At 46.6% G+C, this 19,738-nt stretch carries 12 protein-coding genes; 9 read left to right on the top strand and 3 right to left on the bottom strand.

Annotated elements, in window-relative coordinates; genetic code table 11:
* Positions 1-67 precede the first annotated feature (67 nt).
* Entirely contained in the window at positions 68-3,286 is a 3,219-nt protein-coding gene (locus tag QT987_RS00515; RefSeq protein WP_333236340.1) for a glycosyltransferase, read from the bottom strand.
* A gap of 184 nt (positions 3,287-3,470) precedes the next feature.
* Here QT987_RS00515 and cobA point away from each other — a divergent pair, with 184 nt between their 5' ends.
* The 6 genes from cobA (at position 3,471) to QT987_RS00485 (ending at position 8,580) form a co-directional block, all read left to right on the top strand.
* Complete coding sequence (gene cobA, locus QT987_RS00510) at positions 3,471-5,057, top strand: uroporphyrinogen-III C-methyltransferase (protein ID WP_333236338.1); 1,587 nt, start codon at positions 3,471-3,473, stop codon at positions 5,055-5,057.
* A 32-nt stretch (positions 5,058-5,089) separates the two neighbouring features.
* On the top strand, positions 5,090-5,281 hold the full coding sequence (locus QT987_RS00505; protein WP_333053201.1) for a DUF2281 domain-containing protein: 192 nt from the start codon (positions 5,090-5,092) through the stop codon (positions 5,279-5,281).
* 16 nt (positions 5,282-5,297) lie between these two features.
* Entirely contained in the window at positions 5,298-5,660 is a 363-nt protein-coding gene (locus QT987_RS00500; RefSeq protein ID WP_333236335.1) for a type II toxin-antitoxin system death-on-curing family toxin, read from the top strand.
* Between the two features lie 230 nt (positions 5,661-5,890).
* Positions 5,891-7,081 carry a tetratricopeptide repeat-containing serine protease family protein gene (locus tag QT987_RS00495; protein ID WP_333236334.1) on the top strand — a complete coding sequence of 397 codons (1,191 nt, stop codon included), beginning with the start codon at positions 5,891-5,893 and terminating at the stop codon, positions 7,079-7,081.
* A gap of 87 nt (positions 7,082-7,168) precedes the next feature.
* Positions 7,169-7,747: a Uma2 family endonuclease gene (locus QT987_RS00490; RefSeq protein WP_333236332.1), complete on the top strand. Its 579-nt coding sequence runs from the start codon at positions 7,169-7,171 to the stop codon at positions 7,745-7,747.
* A gap of 200 nt (positions 7,748-7,947) precedes the next feature.
* Entirely contained in the window at positions 7,948-8,580 is a 633-nt protein-coding gene (locus QT987_RS00485; protein ID WP_333236330.1) for a restriction endonuclease subunit R, read from the top strand.
* 100 nt (positions 8,581-8,680) lie between these two features.
* Here QT987_RS00485 and QT987_RS00480 read toward each other — a convergent pair whose 3' ends face one another.
* Positions 8,681-13,828: a CHAT domain-containing protein gene (locus QT987_RS00480; RefSeq protein ID WP_333236328.1), complete on the bottom strand. Its 5,148-nt coding sequence runs from the start codon at positions 13,826-13,828 to the stop codon at positions 8,681-8,683.
* A 206-nt stretch (positions 13,829-14,034) separates the two neighbouring features.
* On the opposite strand from QT987_RS00480, the gene coaE reads away from it, so the two are divergent.
* Positions 14,035-14,766, top strand: coding sequence for a dephospho-CoA kinase (gene coaE / locus QT987_RS00475; RefSeq protein WP_333208307.1), 732 nt, complete (start codon positions 14,035-14,037; stop codon positions 14,764-14,766).
* A gap of 970 nt (positions 14,767-15,736) precedes the next feature.
* Positions 15,737-15,940 carry a heterocyst-inhibiting protein PatX gene (patX, locus tag QT987_RS00470; RefSeq protein WP_333208308.1) on the top strand — a complete coding sequence of 68 codons (204 nt, stop codon included), beginning with the start codon at positions 15,737-15,739 and terminating at the stop codon, positions 15,938-15,940.
* Positions 15,941-16,249: 309 nt separating this feature from the next.
* Here patX and QT987_RS00465 read toward each other — a convergent pair whose 3' ends face one another.
* The gene (locus QT987_RS00465) at positions 16,250-17,656 is read right to left on the bottom strand and encodes a TldD/PmbA family protein (protein ID WP_333236325.1); all 1,407 of its coding nucleotides are present in this window, start codon (positions 17,654-17,656) and stop codon (positions 16,250-16,252) included.
* Between the two features lie 403 nt (positions 17,657-18,059).
* On the opposite strand from QT987_RS00465, the gene QT987_RS00460 reads away from it, so the two are divergent.
* A complete protein-coding gene (locus QT987_RS00460) occupies positions 18,060-19,676 on the top strand; it encodes a HAMP domain-containing sensor histidine kinase (protein ID WP_333236323.1) in 1,617 nt (538 codons plus the stop codon).
* Positions 19,677-19,738 lie beyond the last annotated feature (62 nt).

Raw genomic sequence — 19,738 nt, 5'->3', positions numbered from 1 at the left:
CTAAAGTCCTGACTACAAACTTTCGGCAAATTTTTCGTAGTAAAGACTTTAGTCCTTATAAAAAAGATTAATTTGCGATTGATTCCAATAGTTTGTTAGCACTTTTTACACTTTCAATATCGTATAGTTCTGGATTGTAAGAAACAATTTGTGCGACCAATTTGTGATGATATTGTTGAGCAGTTGCATTCCTAGAACCATGAACGCTACGATAATTAAGAACTATTTCTCTCGTTCCCAAAAAAGGAATGCTATGTTTGTGACAATTAACCCAAAATTCCCAATCCTCATAACCTTCTTTCATCTCTGCTTTGTAACCGTTGACCAAATCCCAAACTGATTTGTGATACAATGAAGACGTGCAAATCATATTAGATTGTTTGATATTTTTTGGTGAATATAAATCATAACTGGGTATTGTGTGATTTTCATTGCCACCAAAAAGTTGATAAGAACCAAATGCTATGCAAGGTAATTGGGATTTTAGACATATTTCTAAAAGACAAAGCAAGGCATTTGGAGCTAAAATATCATCGGCATCTAAGGGCATTATGTATTGACCTTTTGCTGCCGATATGCCAGTATTTCTAGCCATTGATATCCCTTGATTTGCTTGTTCTATTAGCCTAATTTGATGCTGGGGATTTGCTGCAATCGCATTTTTTGCTACTGTACTGGTAGTATCTAAGCTGCCGTCATTGACAATAATAATTTCCCAATTTTTGTAAGTTTGGTTAATCACGCTAGTTACTGCTTCCAGCAAAAAATGAGATTGATTGTAGCAGGGAATAATCACAGATACCAAAGGTCGATCTGCCAATTGTGGCGAGGCTGAAACTTGTTTGACACTTTCTGAGTGTAAATTATGTGCCGAATTGCTAGCAGTTTGCAAGCTGTAAAAATAAATCTTGGGATGGACGATGGCTAATTGATTCTGATCGGTATTTTGATATTCATTTACTAACCTCGGATATCCCGACAAGTATTCTTGTTTAACAAAAATCAAGATATTCTGAGCGTACCAAGGCTCTACTTTGTCATTGTTCCATATTTTTTTTCTCAAGCAGTCAATAACTGCATAGCCGTTTTTCTGAAAGTAATAAACCCAATATTGTGGCCACTGTTCGTTAACGTGTTCGACGCCTCCTTGAAATGGTATCGCAGCAGAAAACAGAATCACCGGTGCTAGTTGAGTGAGAGAATTAACAAAGGTTTCGGCACAGGTAGCCGGCAAATGTTCGGCAACTTCCAGAGAAATTGCTAAGTCAAACTTTCTGTTTATTTGCAGCGGTTGCTTTAAATCGGCGGATTGGAACTGATTTAAAGGAATTTGTAAAATAGTGCGATCGACATAATCGCCATCTATTCCCAAACAATCCGCAATTCCCAACTTGTGGAACGCAGCTAACCAACTTCCCGTACCGCATCCCACATCCACCACACTTTTAGGTAAAATTGGTTGCAGCAAGTCTAACAGCAGGGGAATAATTTCTCTAGCAGAACTGCGAGTTCCTTCTCCGATTAATTGGTAAAAATCTCTTGTATAAGATGACTGTTGGTTTTGATTTGTTTGGCTTAATTTTTGAGAATTAATTGCCTCTAAACTGCTAATATTGTAACCGTGCAAATGTGCTGGCAACTGCCAGTAAATATTGGGATCGGGTTGATGTTTTACTGGCTCGACATTGCCCCGCCAAGCAGCCCCCATAATTTGCATTGTTTGATAAATTACCGTTTGCCATCCCCTTTGTTTCAAATAATCTAAACCTTGAGCCACATCGGGAGCGGTTAAATCGTGAAATAAAATTATTGCATCTTCCTCGGCCAATTTTTCACAAACAATTGCGTCATTTAACGGCCCCGGTTCTCCGTGTTCTCCGTCAATAAAAATTAACGACCATTTGCGGTTGAATTGAGCGGAAAATTCTTCTACTCTTTGAGGGCTATAGCCGGGTATTAGCTCGACTGATGTTTGAACACCCGACGCATTTAGAGCACCTTGAATTGAGTCGATTACGCTTTGTCTAATGTCCTCTCTTTCTAACAGCGGATCTACTACATCTAACTCAACTCCTGCGAGGGCTAAGTGACAGGCAGACCACCCTAGCCAGCAGCCTATTTCTAAGGCCTTTTTACCTTTAAATTGTAGGGCTGTATTGTAAAGAATATGTGCTTCGTCGCGATTCAAAAATCCGATGAATGGATAGCGCTTGTCTGCATACCAATTATGCGGAATTTCCCGGCGCAAGTAAGGCCAGTTACTTGCATTTGGATCGGCAATAATCATATTGGGGAAATAGGAGTCAGGTATAATTATTTGGAACCCTGGGGAAACATAATCGCCTGGTTGTAATAAATTATTTTTGCTTAGTTCAGGTTGTTGGTAAGTCATTTTTAGTTCTTGAAATATTGGTATTGCTGCCTGTTTTTTAGGTTGATAACGGACACTAATTTCCAGTATATCGCCGTCAGTTGCCATCAATTGTACTCGGTCAAACTGCTGGCGGCCAGCTAAATGCAAAATGCCGATCGCCTCCTGTGGCAAATACGGCTCCACAAAACAGCCTCGCTGCTTGTCCCAAACCGGAAAACCGTTGAATATCCAATTGCACCAAGCTGGGAGCATTTCAGTCATATTGAACAATTCGCCACCGTAAACAGCGAGGTTGAGGGCAAATTGATCTGTCATGACACAGCCGGACTTCTGCAATCCTTGATGGAGTTTTTCCGCCCATATTTCCCAGTGCAAAGCATCTTTTCGTAGGGCAAAAACTCCGGCATTTAATATCGGATAACTGTAGAATTTCTTAGCAATTTCTTCCCCAAAGTTAGCTTCATATTGTTGATAAACCCACGGCCAAAACTGAGGCAGTTGCCCGTACTGCTGCAAGCTCGCCCTGTGAACTTCGGGAACAATGGCAAGTCCCCGGCGCGATGCTCCTTCAACCAACAAATTAATTGCTCTCCAGTCTTGCACCCAAGCATCCGCATCTATCCAAAGGTATATATCAAAATAGGGAAAGTATTTTCGCAAACAAGGTCTAACTAATAATCCTTTTAAATGTTCGGCAGCTTCATTTCTGCCCGGAAAGTCAAAGTCCCAATCGGGCTTTTGAATGATATTAACTTGTGTTTTTAACCACTGCAACTGTTCGGGAGTGCAGCCGAGATCGAAAAAGCCGATCGCCACATTTTCACCCTCGGGTTTTTCCCGCACCGATAAAATAGTGCCTCGCACCAATTCAAAGTAATTTGCATCGGCGGCCGTAATGATGATAATCTGCATAAAATTAAATATAACTGAGATATTGCACGATTCTCAAGAAGCTTTTTATGGGCGGGTTCTTCGGGCCACGCCACAAGAAAATTCACTCTTTGTGGAACGGGCATCTTGCCCGTTCTTGAGAATGGTGAAATATTTGAGATATAACCAACTACTCTGAGATAAAGTATACCACGGAGGAGGACTTATGAAAAACCCAAAAGGGAAAGTTTATCTAGTCGGTGCGGGGCCCGGAGATTGTAACTTGATGACAGTGCGATCGCACAAACTGCTATCCCAAGCCGAAGTCTTAATCTACGACGCTCTAATCGACATCCCGCAACTCGAATTAATCCCAGCAACTTGTCGAAAAATCGAAGTCGGAAAACGCGGCGGCAAACCTTCCACCCAGCAGCAAGAAATTAACCGCTTGCTGGTAGAACATTGCAAGTTAGGCAAACAAGTCGTGCGTCTAAAAAGCGGCGATCCGTTTATTTTTGGTCGCTCCAGTTCCGAAATTCAAGCATTAAAAACAGCGGGCTGCGAGTTTGAAGTAATACCCGGAATATCCTCCGCCTTAGCCGCACCTTTACTAGCAGGAATTCCCCTCACAGATCCGGTAATGAGTCGCTGTTTTGCAGTGATGAGCGCCCATGAACCTGATGCTTTGGAATGGGAAGCATTAGTGCAGATAGAAACTTTGGTAATATTGATGGGAGGGCGAAATCTGAGCGAGATCGTCTGGCAATTGCAAAAGCACGGACGATCGCCCGAAACTCCGATCGCCATTATCCGAGATTGCGGCCGCCCCGAACAGCAAATTTGGCTGGGAAATCTCTCCAACATTGTACAGCAAACAGCCGGTCAATCTCTATCGCCTTGCGTGATCGTAATTGGGGAAGTAGTCCGATTGCGCGAATATTTAATCCAGCCAGAAAGCACAAATATGATCGATACACCAGTCACCATTAATAACAGCAAATTGCCGCTAGCAGGAAAAACCATTTTAGTCACGCGATCGGTTTCTCAGTCGGCTGAATTTAGCGATCGACTCCAGCAACAAGGAGCCCGCGTGATCGAAATGCCCGCCTTGGTAATTGCGCCCCCTTCGAGTTGGGAACCATTAGACAGTGCGATCGCACAATTGTCAAGCTTTCACTGGTTAATTCTCACTTCCCACAACGCTGTAGACTGCTTTTTTCAACGATTACAAGCAAAAGGCAAAGACGCCCGGAGTTTGTTTGGTATTAAAATCGCAGTTGTCGGGAAAAAAACCGCAGAAAGTTTGCGATCGCACTCTCTACAACCCGACTTTATTCCCCCCAACTTTGTCGCCGATTCCCTAGTCGATAACTTCCCCTGGCATGGCGGACACGGGGGCACCGCCCCTACAAACTGCAAAATCCTATTTCCGAGAGTAGAAAGCGGCGGCAGAGAAGTTTTAGTTAAAGAATTCACCGCCAAAGGAGCGCAAGTAATAGAAGTGCCAGCTTACCAATCTTGCTGTCCCGAAACTATCGATACGATCGCCCTATCCGCACTCCAAAATCAAGCCGTAAATATCATAACCTTTGCCAGTTCCAAAACTGTGCATAACTTTTGCAATCTCCTCAAAAAAAGCCCAGACTTATCCCTGTCTAAGGATTGGTTAGAAAGCGTTTGCATCGCATCCATCGGCCCTGAAACTTCCAAAAGCTGTCAGAAATTATTGGGTAAGTTAGATGTGGAAGCCACAGAATATACCTTAGACGGATTGACTGAGGCGATCGTCCAATGGGCACAAGCGAGGTTGTAAAATAGTTGTACTATCATTAGGAGGAAAGAAACATGACCGCAAAAGACCAACTTCTTCAAGAACTAGACCAAGTACCAGAACCCGTGCTGCTGAAAGTGCTTGAATTTGTCCGTTCCTTAAAGACTGAAGAAGAACAACAAAAACTAGAAGCCAAAGCATGGCAGGCATATCTAAATTCCGAACACGAAAGAAAGGAGGTTTACCGTCGCCTTGCCAACTCCTAATTTTGTCAGCAAAAGTATGGTTTTAAGTATCCACGCCAGACAGATAGAGAGGTTTGGCGGCACTCCCGGCGTTAGAGATGAAGGTTTGTTAGAGTCGGCTTTGGCTCAACCGCAAGCAACTTTTGGCGGTCAATTTTTGCATTCAACGATTAGCGAACAAGCTGCCGCCTATCTCTATCACATAGCGATGAATCATCCCTTTATTGACGGCAATAAACGATCGGCTTTTGCAGTGACAGATACCTTTTTGCGTTTGAATGGTGGCGCTTTGAATTTGACCGACGATGAAGTATATGATTTAGTCATGCGAGTCGCGCGGGGAACGATGACTAAGGAAGAACTAACCACCGAGTTTGAGTCATGTATTGTTGAGGTTTAATAAGTAAGTTTGGCAGTGCGCTACATTGAGATTAAGTAAGATGCGCCGATAAGCGCCCTACAGTGAAATAGCGAATCGCGGAACAAAAAAGCGAGTAAAGTTATCACTAAAGAACAAAGCCGAGATCCCTTGCGTCAAGCCAGTAATAAAACTAAACAGAAAATAGCACAAACCGCCGATCGCCCTTCCTCCACCAAATCCCGCTACCCAACTACAAATTAGCAATAGCCATGAATATAAATTTTTCTCGTTACGACACCTTAACCACCCTGCTAGCAGGAACTACCGCAGCCTTAACCATAGTCATCAGCCAAAGTGCGATCGCCAAAACCCCCCAAGAAGTCGCCAGCATTGCCGGGCCGCTGACAGTACAAATTAACAGTGCTCTCGGAGACGGTTCTGGGGTAATTATTGCCAAAACAGGCAAAACTTACACAGTTTTAACAGTCAACCACGTCGTAGAAAAAGCAGACGTGAAATACACCGTTCGCACGTCTAAAGGAAAAAACTATCAAGCAACTGCAGTCACCCGTTTGCAAACCACTGAAACTGACCCGGATTTAGCCGTAGTCAAATTTGAAAGCCCCGAAGAATATCCAGTCGCGACGATCGCCGATTCCGATCAAGCCGTCATCGGCACTCAAATCTTCGTTTACGGCTATCCCGCTACAGGCGGACTTTTCGGCGCCGAACGAGAACCCGAACTCTCTCCCGGACTCGTTACCAGCCGCCCCAGCAACCGCCCGGAAGGTTACACTTTGCGGTATCAGGCCGTAACTTGGAGTGGCATGAGTGGCGGCCCAGTTTTTGACTCCGAAGGCCGAGTCATCGGTTTACACGGACAAGGGGAATTCGGTTTTGCCCAAACCAGTTCCGGCGAAGTCGCCCCGATTAAAACCGGATTTAATGCAGCAGTTCCGATCAATACATTTATCGCGAAGCTAGTGGCGGCGGGAATAAACAAATCCGAGTTGAAAGTAGACAATACTCCCGCAACGATCGGCCCGGTATCCACCGCCAATCCCCAAGACGCCCAAGCCTATTATTTTCGAGGACTTTCGCTGTTAGATCAAGGAGATGCTTGGGAGGCGATCGCGGATTTCAACAGAGCACTCGCTTTCAAGCCCAAATATACCCCTGAATTGTATTTTAATATCGGTAATGCCCGCACTTTCATCACCGCCGGCTTAGCCCAACTCGAACCCACACGCGGTTCCAATGCTATTCAAGCATACACCCTGGCGATCGAAGCCAATCCCGGTTTTGCCGACGCTTACTACAACCGAGCTTTAGCTTACCTGGACAACAAAGACCAACCGAAAGCAATTGCCGACTTCCAAAAAGCAGCAGAACTTTACAAGCAAGGCGGCAGAACCAGCGCCTATCAAGACGCGCTCAACAGAATCAAGCAATTGCAGTAGAATGAGAAGTTAATAATTAAGAATTAAAAATGACTAATCCCATTTTTAATTCTTAATGTAGTTCATAAAAACAGCAGGTAAATAACCATGACTGCTATCACCTTAAATCTCAATTCCCTCATAAAACTAACTTCAGAACAGTTTTATCAACTGTGCGAAGAAAACCCTGAGTTGAAACTCGAACGCAACGCCAACGGAGAATTAATTCTCATGCCGCCAACCGGAGGAGAAACAGGAAAAAGCAACTCAAAACTTAACTTACAGGTAGGAATTTGGAACGATCGAACTGAACTCGGAGAAGTGTTTGATTCCTCCACAGGATTTACTCTGCCCAATGGCGCCGATCGATCTCCCGATGCTTCTTGGGTAGAAAAATCTCGCTGGTCAGCTTTGACGCCCGAACAAAGAGAAAAATTCATCCCGCTTTGTCCCGATTTTGTCATTGAATTAGTCTCGCCCAGCGACAGTTTGAAAAAAAGTCAGGAAAAAATGCAAGAATATATGGAAAATGGCTGCCGTTTGGGTTGGCTAATTAACCGCAAAAAACGGGAAGTTGAAATTTATCGCCCCGGTCAAGATGTGGAAGTTTTACAATCTCCTCTCACCCTTTCTGGGGAAAATGTTTTGCCGGGATTTGTTCTCAATTTGCAAAAAATTTGGAATTAGCAGAATTTAATTTTGACTTATATCATCTTCGGTAAAATAACCTTTACCATTTCTTAGGGAGGAATGCCAGTCCGAGCGAGTTGGATTAGGACTCTCAGTCCTCATTACAAACTAATTTTGTTATAATATTTCGAGGGAACATAATATTAGCTGGAAATTGATAAAAATGTAATTACTCATAAAATTAACTGGCTCGAATTATGGTTCAAAAAATTCAAGCTAAAAATGTCACATTAGAAGAATTAAAAACAGTTCTTGACCTTCAACTTGTCACAGACGACCAATTTTTCAGAGAATGGCAAGATGAGTTACCAGAAATTACCGACTTTCAAAAACGACAACTAGATCAGATTAAAGCGGGTTACTTCAACTTGTTGGAATACCCGCCGATGCTGGAAAAAACCATTAGTTTGTCGATCGTCTCTCCGCTGTTATTTGCAGGCGAGTTTTATCTGCATCCTTTCTACATTAAACCAGAAAAATCCGTCGAAATTTCCGAAGAAGATGAAGGCGTTATTATCAAAGGTAGCCTCGATACTTTAGTTTTCAAAGAGCAGTTGTGGCTGATGGTAATAGAATCGAAGCGAGTTTCGTTTTCGATCGAAGCGGGATTGGCGCAAATTTTAGCTTATATGCTGGCAAATCCCAACCCGGACAAACCTAGTTACGGCATGATTGCTACAGGCGGCAGTTTCATCTTTGTTAAATTAGTTAACGGAGAATCACCTCGATATAGCACATCTAAGGGGTATCTCACCCGGAACCCCGGCAACGAACTTTATGACGTGCTCCGCATCCTCAAACGGCTGACTCAATTAGTGATTAGTCAGTAGTTATTGGCAATTGGGAATTGGCCCGCGCAGGGAATTAGGCATTAATCTTCCTTCTTCCCTCTTCCTTCTTCCTTCTTCCTTCTTCCTTCTGTCTTCAGAATTACCACGGCGAACCGATCATGGTAAAAGCGGCCCAATAATAAGGATGCGACAAATTTCGATCGCCCCTGGCGGCCAACTCCGACGGCAAAGGCAGAGCTTGATTGTTGCCCGATCGTACCAAATAACCATCTTGCAACCGCACTTCACCCCGCAACATCGCCAACTGCGCTTGCCGCAAAGCCTCCGCCTTAATCGGCGCTGTACGCAACTGCTGGTAAAACTCAGTCATCAGCCCCAAAGTACCGACATCGCTGACATACCACAAACTCGCCAAAGCCGATTTTACCCCAGCGTGCACCGCCAACCCCGCAAACCCCAACTCAGCTTGTTCGTCTCCCACCGCCGTAGTACACGCACTCAAAACCAATAACTCCACCTGCGGGTTAGATAACTTCAACTGATCCAACTGATTCAACCGCAACTTAGTATCCCAAAACTGAATGTAAGAATTTTGGGCCCCCCCAGGTTGAAAATCGCCGTGAGTAGCTAAATGAATAATTTTGTATTGCGATTGATTGCGCTTCTGCTTCAAATTTGCCAAAGTAAAAGCTTCATTAAGAAAAGACGAACCCGGCCAAATCTTGCCCACAATGGTCGATATTTCCAGCGGCACCGCAGGCAAAGGATTTTGATCGTATTTGGCAGGAAAATTCGACGCACCCATCGCTAACACTTCAGAACCCTTAACATCGGCATAGCGAGTATCAGTTAAACTCAAACTCGGAATCAGCCCCAAACTGTACTTTTCTACCAAAAACTGCTTGCCGTCGTAAAGAGCAGCCAAAGGCAAAGTTCGCAAACCGACATCCATCGAAAACACCAAAGTGTCAATCTTGTTAGCCTCCAATTCCGGTTGCAGCGGTGCAATTAACCACTGGTAAAGTTCCTCGGCAGGTTGCTTGTAATCAACAGCATTCAATCTCCTGGGACTTCTGATAGCATTAGTAAATTCTTTAGCAACTTTGAGCACTGTCTCGCGGCTTGCCGGCACACTTTTAAAAACATTTTTGCCGTCTGGCAACAACAACACAAGTTCTAAATGTTTGTCTTTTGCCCATACGTAAAGGATGGCGGGTTTAACCCCAGTCAATTGATTGACACTGCTGAGAGTATCTCGAATACTTTGCTGTGTGACTGACTTTTCAGTCACAGTGCCCCCAAAGTAACGTTCAAATTCCCGCCCCTGAGTTCTATCCCTTTGCTGCACTGCGTCGATCGGATTTATTTGCGCGATCGAGTTCGATCGAGAAATCTCAGGAACCCTCACATTCCCGATACCTTCTGACGTTACCGCACTCCCCGGCTTCTGTGGAGTTTTTGCCACGCTGGCGTTTTCTGTCACCGCAGGCGCGGGCAAATTGTCTTTTAACACCGACGGCGATCGCACTACCGGGCCGGCAGCAGTCTGGTTAGACTGCGCCTCAACAGACGCAACAGCAGGTTCTGGCGAGACATTTGCGTTACTGAGCTTTGGCGCAGACACTGGGGGGCCGAGACTCACCTGAGTCACAATTTGTTGAGAATTCTCTGTAGTTTGCAGTTCCACAGTGGTAGTTGGTGCCGGAGTCGGCACGATCGCCAGCGGCCCGATCGCAGTTGAGGAAGTGGCAGTATTCGACTTCGAGTTTCCAGTCCCAACAGTCGCCGCCGTGCAGGTTCCCGACGGGCAAGAGCTTTGCAGCAGCGTCTGTGAACCCGATTGAGCCAGCCCTTCTGTAGAAATGCTGACCTGGGCGGGTTCAGCAGCCGTTCCTGTTCCCGGTGGCCGAAATGCTCCCCCAGCCTCGATCGCCACATCGCCGCCGGTATTGCCACGAGCTTTGATCGAAACAACTTCAACATCTTTCTGGCCAGTAATTTGGCTCGAACCGGCACTTCCCGATTGCGAACTCGAGTTAATCACCCCTGTAACGATCCGGCCCGGCGCGGCAATCGAAATATCTCCCCCGCTTCTGGCACCAAAAGCATCGATATTGCCGGTTTCTACCGCACCGGCGCTGCGAATATTGATAGGGCCCGCCACCCCGGAAGTTGAGCGAGATGAAACCGTACCAGCAGTCAAATTGCCTTGGGTGCTAGTGATATTAATCCCCGCAATCGAGGTAACGTCTCCGACGGCTACAGTACCGCCCATCAGAGAGATCGTGGCGTTATCAGTACCGACGATCGCACCCGTTCCCACGATCGCGCCGGTACCCGACGGCGAGCGAATCGTCATCGGATCTTGAAATGTCACCGCCACTGGCGTTGAATTTGGCGTTGAATTTGGCGTTGGAGAACCAATCGAGATCGCACCGCTACCGTCAGCGCGCCCGATCGTCATCGAAGCAAACCCATTCCGAAAAGTGTTCAATTCAGCAGCAGTCAAGTTCAGAGCTTCTGTATCGCCAGAACCTTGAATTATAATATTTTGACTAGGATCAGCCGGTTGCAGCACCAGATTGCCGTTGCTGGCGATCGAATTTTTGTCACCCGTCAAGTCAATTTCGTTGCCAGTTAAAGTAATATTTCCCGGTGTTTTCGAGCCGCCAGCTTCGATCGCCCCGGCAGTGACTCCATTGCGCCCCGTCAGCGTCACCTTCCCCGCGCGATCGCCCCTCGTGTCGATCGCCCCAGCAGTCACCGTACCCTGTGCAGTAACACTCACATCTCCCGCCGCATTACCTATATCTTCGGGAGGATTGACAGAAGTGTTGATGGTGCGAGCAGTTCCAGTAAGTAGCTGACCGGTTGTGACATTGCCTGCGGTGCTGACGATGCGAATTTCCTGATTGTTGGTAGTGATATTTCCGGTTCTAATATTGCCGTCAGCTTTGAGAGTAATTGAGGCATTGTCGGCCCCTGTCAGGGAACTTGTAGTAGTGATTGTTCCCAAACCCGCCGGCGATTGAATAATTAGCGGATCGTAAAATGTGAAATCGTTAGCAATCAGAATTGAACCGATACCGTTGCTGCGCCCGATCGTAATTCCAGCAAACCCATTTTCCAAACTTCCGAGGTCGTTTGCCGTCAGATTCAAATAAATATTAGTACCGACATCTCCAGAACCGCCGATCGCAATATTTTGACCAGGACTCCAAGGTTGCAGTACCAAAAAGCCAGTACCGCTGACTGAATTTTTGTCACCTTTAAAATTAATTTCATTACCAGTCAAAGTAATGTTTCCCGAACCCCCTGCGATCGAGCTCACTCCCAGAACATTTCGAGCCGTCACAGTGACATTTCCCGTCGCTTCCGGGCCGCTGGCATCAAGTTTTTGCGCCGTTACATTCAGGCCTTCGAGCAAAATATTTCCGCTGCTGCCAGTGCTGGGATTGGATGAAGAAATCTTGTTGGCAACAGTCGAACCCGGACTAATCAAACTAATATTTCCGCCGTTACTTGACAAATTGCCCGCTGTAATTTGACTTCCCGAAATGGTTATAGCACCGCCAGCCGTGCTAATTGTATCGGCCGCATTCATCGAAAAAGCACCCGCACCATTGCCATCCGCATCTGCTCTAAATGTTACCGAACCAGTAGTTGCTTGAAAGCTCAACTGATTGTCCGCCAAATCAGCAATTGTAATATCATTGAGCGCTTCGAGAACCACATTTGCAGTCGCCGACATACTTTCCAAAGCTCTAGCCGAAATTGTCAGCGAAGGCTCAGAATTGTTTTCCTGTCCTGGTAGCGTTCCTGTTGCCAAAATATTATTGTTAGCAATTATTTCCGCATCGCCCGCAGCTTCTGGGGAATCTGTAATGAAAATATTTTCAGGATCTAACAGCAAAGTCCCCAAACCGTTTGTCCCAGAGGTATCAACAGTACCGTTAAAAATCAATCTTTGCTTACCCGAAACTTCCACAAACCCCCCAACACCTGCGGTTCCCGTTGCAGAAACGCCATTGGCGCTGATGCTGCCCAAAAATGCTGTTGTGTTGTCAGCCCAGACAACAACTCTGCCGCCGTTGCCTGATTCAGTTGCGTTGGCTGCGATCGAACTTTTGCCATCCACGTAAGTCATCCCGGCAGTCGGCACAGTTCCCTCGCCTCGGTAATCTCCCCCGATCCGCACCGTTCCGCCACCGTCCGGGCCCGAAGCCTCAATCTTCGCTCCCAATAGCCCTACCTTGTCACCCAACACGTTGACGCTTCCTCCGACGCCCCCCCTGGCAGACACGTCTGCAGCACCCCCTACCAGAGCATTTCCAGCCCCTGCAGGCACTGTTTGGCCGCCTGTGAGCACCACTTCACCTTGAGCGTTCGTAGTTATACCCGTAGCGTGAGCCACGCCGGGGCCAGAGAGCAGCCGAGGTAAACTCAGCCCAGAGAAGGGAACAGCTTCCGAACCCGACACTGCTGCTGCCGGAGAAACTTCTAAACTCAGCAAAAGTCCGTTTTGACTCAACCGCACCAGATTTTCGCCCGGAACAGCCGCCACAGTAATTTGACCGCCTGGGGCTGAAAGTTGTCCTGTACTGATGACCGTACCGCCCAGCAAAGTCAAATTTTGCCCGGTGCCGACAGCCAAGTTACCGGCATTGACAATACTCCCCGGCTGTGGGCCAAAAGCAAAAGCATTGGGCGTTCCGACGAGGGCCGCGAAGTCGTTCGCCCCAGTACCGTTGAACCAACCGTCGTCAAAACCGATACCGCTAGCGGTGGTAGCCAAAAAAGACCCGGACACGTCGAGTCGGGCATTTGTTCCGAAGATAATGCCTGCGGGATTCATCAGCAACAAATTAGAATTGCCGCCACTAACTTGAATTAGACCATTAATTAAGGAAGCATCGCCCCCGACAACACGGCCGAGGATATTTTTAACGCTTGGGTTGGAGATGAAATTGGCAGTTTCGCCCGAATTCAGATTGAACCGAGTAAAACTGTGGAACAAATTTGCTCCGTCTCTGGAGGTAGTGCCGCCCTGAATGTCGTAGCGAGGAGGCGACGCTGTACGTGGGGCGGTGACATTGGTTCCGGTGCCGTCTGGGGCTGGAGTAATAGATTGTGCCGCAGCAATTTGAGATTGGGGATAAATTGCCACGAGTACCCATCCGTTGCTGTTTTCTTTGAGGAAAACCAGGTTGGGGAAAAAATCTAATATCAAAAATCCAGCAATGGGAATTGCTGCCAAAATCGACCGCACAGCACGTTGAGCATTCATAAGTTTGCCTCGGTCTAGACCTTAATTCGAGTTTAAAATTGAGATTTTAGGTAAAAAAGAGTCGATCGCACCCAATGCTGACACTTCCTAACGCGAACTCTCGATCGCAAATCTTAAAATTTAAGTCTAAATTTGATTGTGTCACCAACATAGCAAAGACTGACAGTAAGTGTCGAAACACAGTTCCGTTTAAACGCCTGAAAATTATGAGCGATCGAATTGTCCGTCTGATCGGTTTAACTGGGGGCATCGCCACCGGTAAAACCGCTATATCTAATTATCTGGCCGATGCCTGTGGATTTCCGATTTTAGATGCCGATATTTTTGCCCGCGAAGCTGTGAACCCCGGTTCGCCAATACTTGACTCTATTGTAAAACGATACGGCGCGGGTATTTTGCTCCCGGACGGCAATTTAAATCGGCCAGAGTTGGGAAGTATTATTTTTTGTAACGCAGACGAGCGGCAGTGGTTGGAACAACAGATTCACCCTTACGTGCGCCGCCGATTAGTTGAGGAAACTCAAAGCTACATTGCTGCATCGAGTTTGGTATCCCAAGACACACAGGATTTAGGTACAAAGACTCAAGAAACCGGCTTGTTTCACCAAAAGCTAGAACGAAGTATTGTGGAAAAAAAATCCGGTTTCTGTGCCAAGGCTGACACGTTGACTTTGGTTTTGGTAGTGCCGCTGCTGTTTGAAGCTAACATGACTGACTTGTGTACCGAAATTTGGGTAGTGTACTGTTCACCCGAAGTGCAGTTAGAACGACTAATGCAGCGAGATGGCTTAAGTTACGATCGAGCTAATGCCCGCATTAACGCCCAGTTGCCGCTAGCTCAAAAGTGTCAACAAGCTGATGTTGTTTTGGACAACTCGTCAACCCTCGACTCGCTATTCCAGCAGGTAGATGTGCAAGTCAGTCGCTGTGAGATTTGAGATGTGAGATTGACTCCGCGATAGCGGTTTTAAAACCATGTTTTTTTAATCCCTGCGCGCCAGTTAGTCCATTTTAGAGGTGAGATTTGAGATTGAATCCACGATTTTGCGAAGGGGCTTTTTTCCCTCAACCGCTTTCGACTCCTCCTTGAGAATGGCGCGTCACCGCTCTTGTCACAAAGCCAGATCAGAAAAGATCCGAAAAAATCAAAGATGCACAATTTATTTAAAAATACAAGAGCAACCATTTATGAAGTTAATGTGAAAATTAGGCATTGCCTCCTTTAAGGAATCTCATTCACCAAGATATTTATATGTAATACCAATTCTCCCAACTCTTGCAACAATTATGAGTTTTTGGTTTGTTTACGCTCACGCTTCAGGTAAGGTTCGTCGCTTGGAGATTGTCGCTCTTTTTTAGGATTGGCAGGTGGCGACGCACCCGGAGCGCTACTGTTGCATGAGTTTTGAGAATTAGTATAACGTCCTGATGGCGCGCCTGGGTACTCTCTTGTTGTGTCTGTAATCCCCGGTTGCCACTTCAACTCAATAAATTATCAAGTTAATCATAAAAGTAGTAAAACTTTACAATTGGCGCTTTTTGTTTCTTTCTTGGAAGACTGTTTCCAGAGGATTCCAGAGGCGATACCATTTTAGATTTTAGATTTTAGATTTTAGATTGGGGAATGATTTATAACTACCAGGGCTGGGAACACGGGCATAGAAGAGTAGCATTTTTTTTGTGAACATGGTCTTGAATTCTGCTGGTTGCCCGCAACTAGCAGAGAACTAGAAATTACCAGCGAAAAAGCGAGCTAGATGAGGGATTTAATCCGCTTTTAACCAAAATTCAAAAAAATTGCAGGTGCCGTCACTTACTAATTGATGATTTCACCACAATTATTTTTTTTATCCTGATAGCAGAGTACAGACTGCGTATCAAGAAGGGAAAATACACCCACCAAAATTTATGATGCGCGTTTACTCTTCCATCCTGATGTCAAGCCTGTTACTGAGTGCTGGCGCAGTTAATGCTCAAAGCTTAGAAACTCGATCGACCTTTTTTGCTCAAGACAACTCTGCTCCCGAAATTTTAACCGCCATAGCCGACTCTCAGACCTTTTACGATAAGGAGCCAGATAATAAGCCGCCACAACGAGGAAGCGGGAGATAAAGCCGAAAAAAGCGATAATTGCAGGGAATTAGGGGGAGAATGGGAGAAAAGAAAATTGGGATAAGAAGAGAAAAATTGAATATTTCGAGCCATTAATTGCGGACTTACGTACTGCGTAGCAAAAAACCGATTTTTCAGCAGTATTTGACGAGTCAAGGCATAATTGTTCGCTATTTCGATTTTTTGGCCAAGCGTCCTCAAGATATCAGACACCACCAACGGGCGGGAAATGTTGCACTCAAAAAAAAAGAAAGGTAAAGCGCGAGTAGGAATCTTACGCTTTACCTTTTTTTTTAAACTTTTGCAGATTTAATCTTCTTCCGCAGCTTCGCCACCAACAACGACATCGCGAATCCGCAAACTCGGGCCGCCGCAGCCCACGGGCAAACCGCTTTGCCCTGCCTTGCCGCAGCCCCCGGATTCATCCCAGTAGAAATCGTCGCCGATCGCCTCAATATCAGCTAAAGTGCTGAAAACATTACCCGAAAGAGTAACATCCCGCACCGGATTGTCTAGTTTTCCGTCGCGGATCATCCAAGCTTCGCCGGCACTGAAAGTAAACATTTCGCCGTTAGTCATGCCGCCTTGCCAATTGCGCGCATAAACTCCTTCTTTGATGTCCGAAAATAAGTCAGCAACTGGCGTGTCACCCCGTTCGATCCAAGTATTCGTCATGCGGACGATCGGCGGATAATGATAATTCAAACAGCGAGCATTGCCAGTAGGCGTTTCTCCCAACTTGCCCGCCGTTTCCCGCGAGTGCAGTCGCCCGACTAAAGCGCCGTCTTTAATTAACTGAGTAGTAGTCGCGGGAGTGCCTTCGTCGTCGTAGAAATAGCTGCCCCGGTGTCCCTCTGGCGCTGCACCGTCGAAAATTTGCAAGTTTTCTGGGCCGAACTGGCGGCCGAGGGTCATAATTTCCAAAATGTCGGGATTTTCGTAGGCCATGTCGGCTTCGGAAAGGTGTCCGAAGGCTTCGTGGACGAATAATCCGGTCAAAATTGGGTCGATGACGACGGTGTAGGTGTTGCCTTGGACGGGGGGTAAGGCTAGGGAATCTACGGCTCTCTGGGCGGCGCTGCGAACTTGAACATCGAGATCGGTTAAATCTTCGTAAGCTTTGCGGGAACCAGTGGTTTCGCGGCCGGTTTGTACGGTTTCCCCGCTGCGGGCTGTGGCGGCAAAGCGCATTTCCATGTCTGCCCAACCTTGTTCGAGCATGGTGCCTTCGGAGGTGGCGAGGATGATCCGCTGGGTGCTGTCGCCGTAGCGCACGGAGATTGTGGCGATGCGGGGGTCAATGCTGCGGAGGATGGCCGCGTAACGATCGCACAATTGCTTTTTGTCAATTAGGGGAACCAGACGGGGGTCTGTTCCTGTCAGCGGCAGCAAGCAAATGTCTTGTACTGGGGTGACAGGCGCCAGGATCGTTTCTTCTTCGCCGATCAGTTTGGCCGCGGCGATGGCTTCTTCGATTCTTTCGGCGAGGGTGGAAAGTCGGTTAAAACTGGCAAAGCCCCAACCACCTTTGTGGCAAGCTCTGACTTGGCCGCCAATTGAGACTCCTTCGCTGAGGGTTTCAATTTTTTCGCCCCGCAGCAGGATGTCGGTGCCTTCGGCTTCTTCCAGTCGAATTGCCAGATAATCGACTTGGTGGCGGTAGCGTGCCATTAAGTCTGACAGCAGATTTTTCGAGTCGGCGATCGAGGTGGGCATAAGGAAAGCACGGTGTTTAACTTACTTCATTTTGCACTTTTGTTAGGGCGATCGTCCAAAATATCGCCCCAAGCGCGGAGATTGCGACTTATTGGTACGGTTCTGCCAATATCCTTAGTTGACAAATGTGGATATCCTGTGAGTTAGGAGGAAGGCGCAAGAAATTATGCGGGATTTTTCGATCGTGCTGGTGCTTGACCCGGCCCAAAAACGGATACCGTGCCACGTACTCCTGTCGTGGAAAGATAAAAATTTTAGACCAAAGTTCAATCTCCCAGATTGCATCTGTGGGGTAAATCTAAAATCTAAAATCTAAAATCTAAAATCGACTGACTCCTAACTCCTGAACTTTCCTATACATAAATACTTCACCCTTCATGCCTCCGAAGGTGGGTTTATAACTGTGAATACTTACTTTTTACCGACAATAAGCGAAATTTTAGCCTCCGAAGGCCAAGAAAATGACCTCAGTCTCTTTGATGCTAAGTTGGCGGGAGGAAACAACCGCCATCGGTGTCCTGTAAGCCGTGGGGCTTCTCGGCCCAAAGCCCAACAGGAATGGTACGGGGCGATCGCAGCTTTGAATCAAATGCTCGATCGGCAAAAAGCAGGACAAAAAACAGATGCCGATCGAGCAAATGGTCGATCGACAATCTCCAATTCCTGTCAGGGATTGGTGTTGTCGGGCCCATCTTCGGTTTTGACTCACCCCGCTTTGGCCAACGGCTTTGCCAATTGGATTTTTACCAGTATTCCCGACAACGATGCAGCTTTGTGGTCTTTTCGGGCCAGACAAACTTTAGCTTTAATGCCGGCGGCTGATGTGCAAACCTCAGTACCTGCGACGGCCCCGGCTTTGGCTTTGGCAAGTGGCGATCCCTTAGCCAACGAGCAGTTTTGTTTGGTTTTAACTGCTAGTTTTAGCCTGGTGATGGTTTTGGGTGAAAATTCTGCGGGAATTCCGGCTTTTCTATTTTCTTTCGATCCGCAAGTAGTCGCCAAAGCTTGGGAAGTTTTGCGGCGCAGGGTGACTGAAAGCGAATGTTTGCTTGCCAATTCTGACGGTAGCTTCAATTTACCAGTTAGCAAATTAACTAATAATTCTACTAAATTAGACGCGCTGTTCCAGCAGTTTTTTCCTGTGGAGCCAAATTATCAAACAGTGATGCAGTTCAGCCGCTTGCTGTTGCATAATTTGCCAATTGGGAAAGATGAAGCAGGCAGGATAAAGGATGAAAGAAGTGATGATGGTTTGAACCATAGACATCACAAGTTATCGGCTACAGATATCAACTGCAAATCTCCAATGCCTCTCGCTACTAAAGAGGTGGAATTGCTACAGGCGATCGCCCACGAAGTCCGCACTCCTTTGGCTACTATTCGCACGCTGACTCGATTGCTGCTGAAACGTCCCAAACTCGATCCGGTGGTGGTCAAGCGTTTGGAAATGATTGATGCTGAGTGCACCACTCAGATCGATCGCTTCAGTTTAATTTTCCGCGCCGTGGAATTGGAAATGTCGCAAGCTAAAAATTCTGGCGTGCAGCTAACAGCAATGTCCCTCGGTGAAGTGCTACAAAATAGCATTCCCCGCTGGCAAAAACAGGCGACTGTGCGAAACCACACTTTGGAAGTGATTGTGCCGAAAAAGTTGCCGGCGGTAGTCAGCGATCCGACGATGTTGGATCAGGTTTTAACTAATTTAATTGAGAATTTTACTCGAACTTTGCCTTCCGGGAGTCGCATTCAGGTGGAGGTGACATTGGCGGGCAATCAGTTAAAGTTGCAGTTGGAATCGGAACACCTACCTGAAGGTAATGTCGCCTCGACTTTTGCACAAGCGGCGAATGCTCCTTTGCGATCGATCGGGCCTTTGTTGATGGTGCAGCCGGAGACGGGAAGTTTGAGTTTAAATTTGAGCGTGACTAAGAATTTATTTCGGGCTGCTGGCGGGAAGTTGGTAATTCGCCAGCGACCCCAAAAGGGCGAGGTGATGACGGTATTTTTGCCGCTGCAATAGTGCTTAGTCATTAGTCATTAGTCATTAGTTTTAATCAATGAAAATCTCAATGACAAACTCCG

Origin of the sequence: Microcoleus sp. SVA1B4, from assembly GCF_036700545.1 — a bacterium.
Classification (GTDB): Bacteria; Cyanobacteriota; Cyanobacteriia; order Cyanobacteriales; family Microcoleaceae; genus Microcoleus.
The sequence above is the reverse complement of the archived record's forward strand: the minus strand, read 5'-3'. Positions and strand labels throughout refer to the sequence as shown.

Coding starts and splice junctions, on each gene's coding strand:
- QT987_RS00500 (WP_333236335.1), top strand. CDS start 5,298: ATGGTTTTAAGTATCCACGCCAGACAGATAGAGAGGTTTGGCGGCACT.
- QT987_RS00490 (WP_333236332.1), top strand. CDS start 7,169: ATGACTGCTATCACCTTAAATCTCAATTCCCTCATAAAACTAACTTCA.
- QT987_RS00505 (WP_333053201.1), top strand. CDS start 5,090: ATGACCGCAAAAGACCAACTTCTTCAAGAACTAGACCAAGTACCAGAA.
- patX (WP_333208308.1), top strand. CDS start 15,737: ATGATGCGCGTTTACTCTTCCATCCTGATGTCAAGCCTGTTACTGAGT.
- QT987_RS00485 (WP_333236330.1), top strand. CDS start 7,948: ATGGTTCAAAAAATTCAAGCTAAAAATGTCACATTAGAAGAATTAAAA.
- QT987_RS00465 (WP_333236325.1), bottom strand. CDS start 17,656: ATGCCCACCTCGATCGCCGACTCGAAAAATCTGCTGTCAGACTTAATG.
- QT987_RS00515 (WP_333236340.1), bottom strand. CDS start 3,286: ATGCAGATTATCATCATTACGGCCGCCGATGCAAATTACTTTGAATTG.
- QT987_RS00480 (WP_333236328.1), bottom strand. CDS start 13,828: ATGAATGCTCAACGTGCTGTGCGGTCGATTTTGGCAGCAATTCCCATT.
- coaE (WP_333208307.1), top strand. CDS start 14,035: ATGAGCGATCGAATTGTCCGTCTGATCGGTTTAACTGGGGGCATCGCC.
- QT987_RS00495 (WP_333236334.1), top strand. CDS start 5,891: ATGAATATAAATTTTTCTCGTTACGACACCTTAACCACCCTGCTAGCA.
- cobA (WP_333236338.1), top strand. CDS start 3,471: ATGAAAAACCCAAAAGGGAAAGTTTATCTAGTCGGTGCGGGGCCCGGA.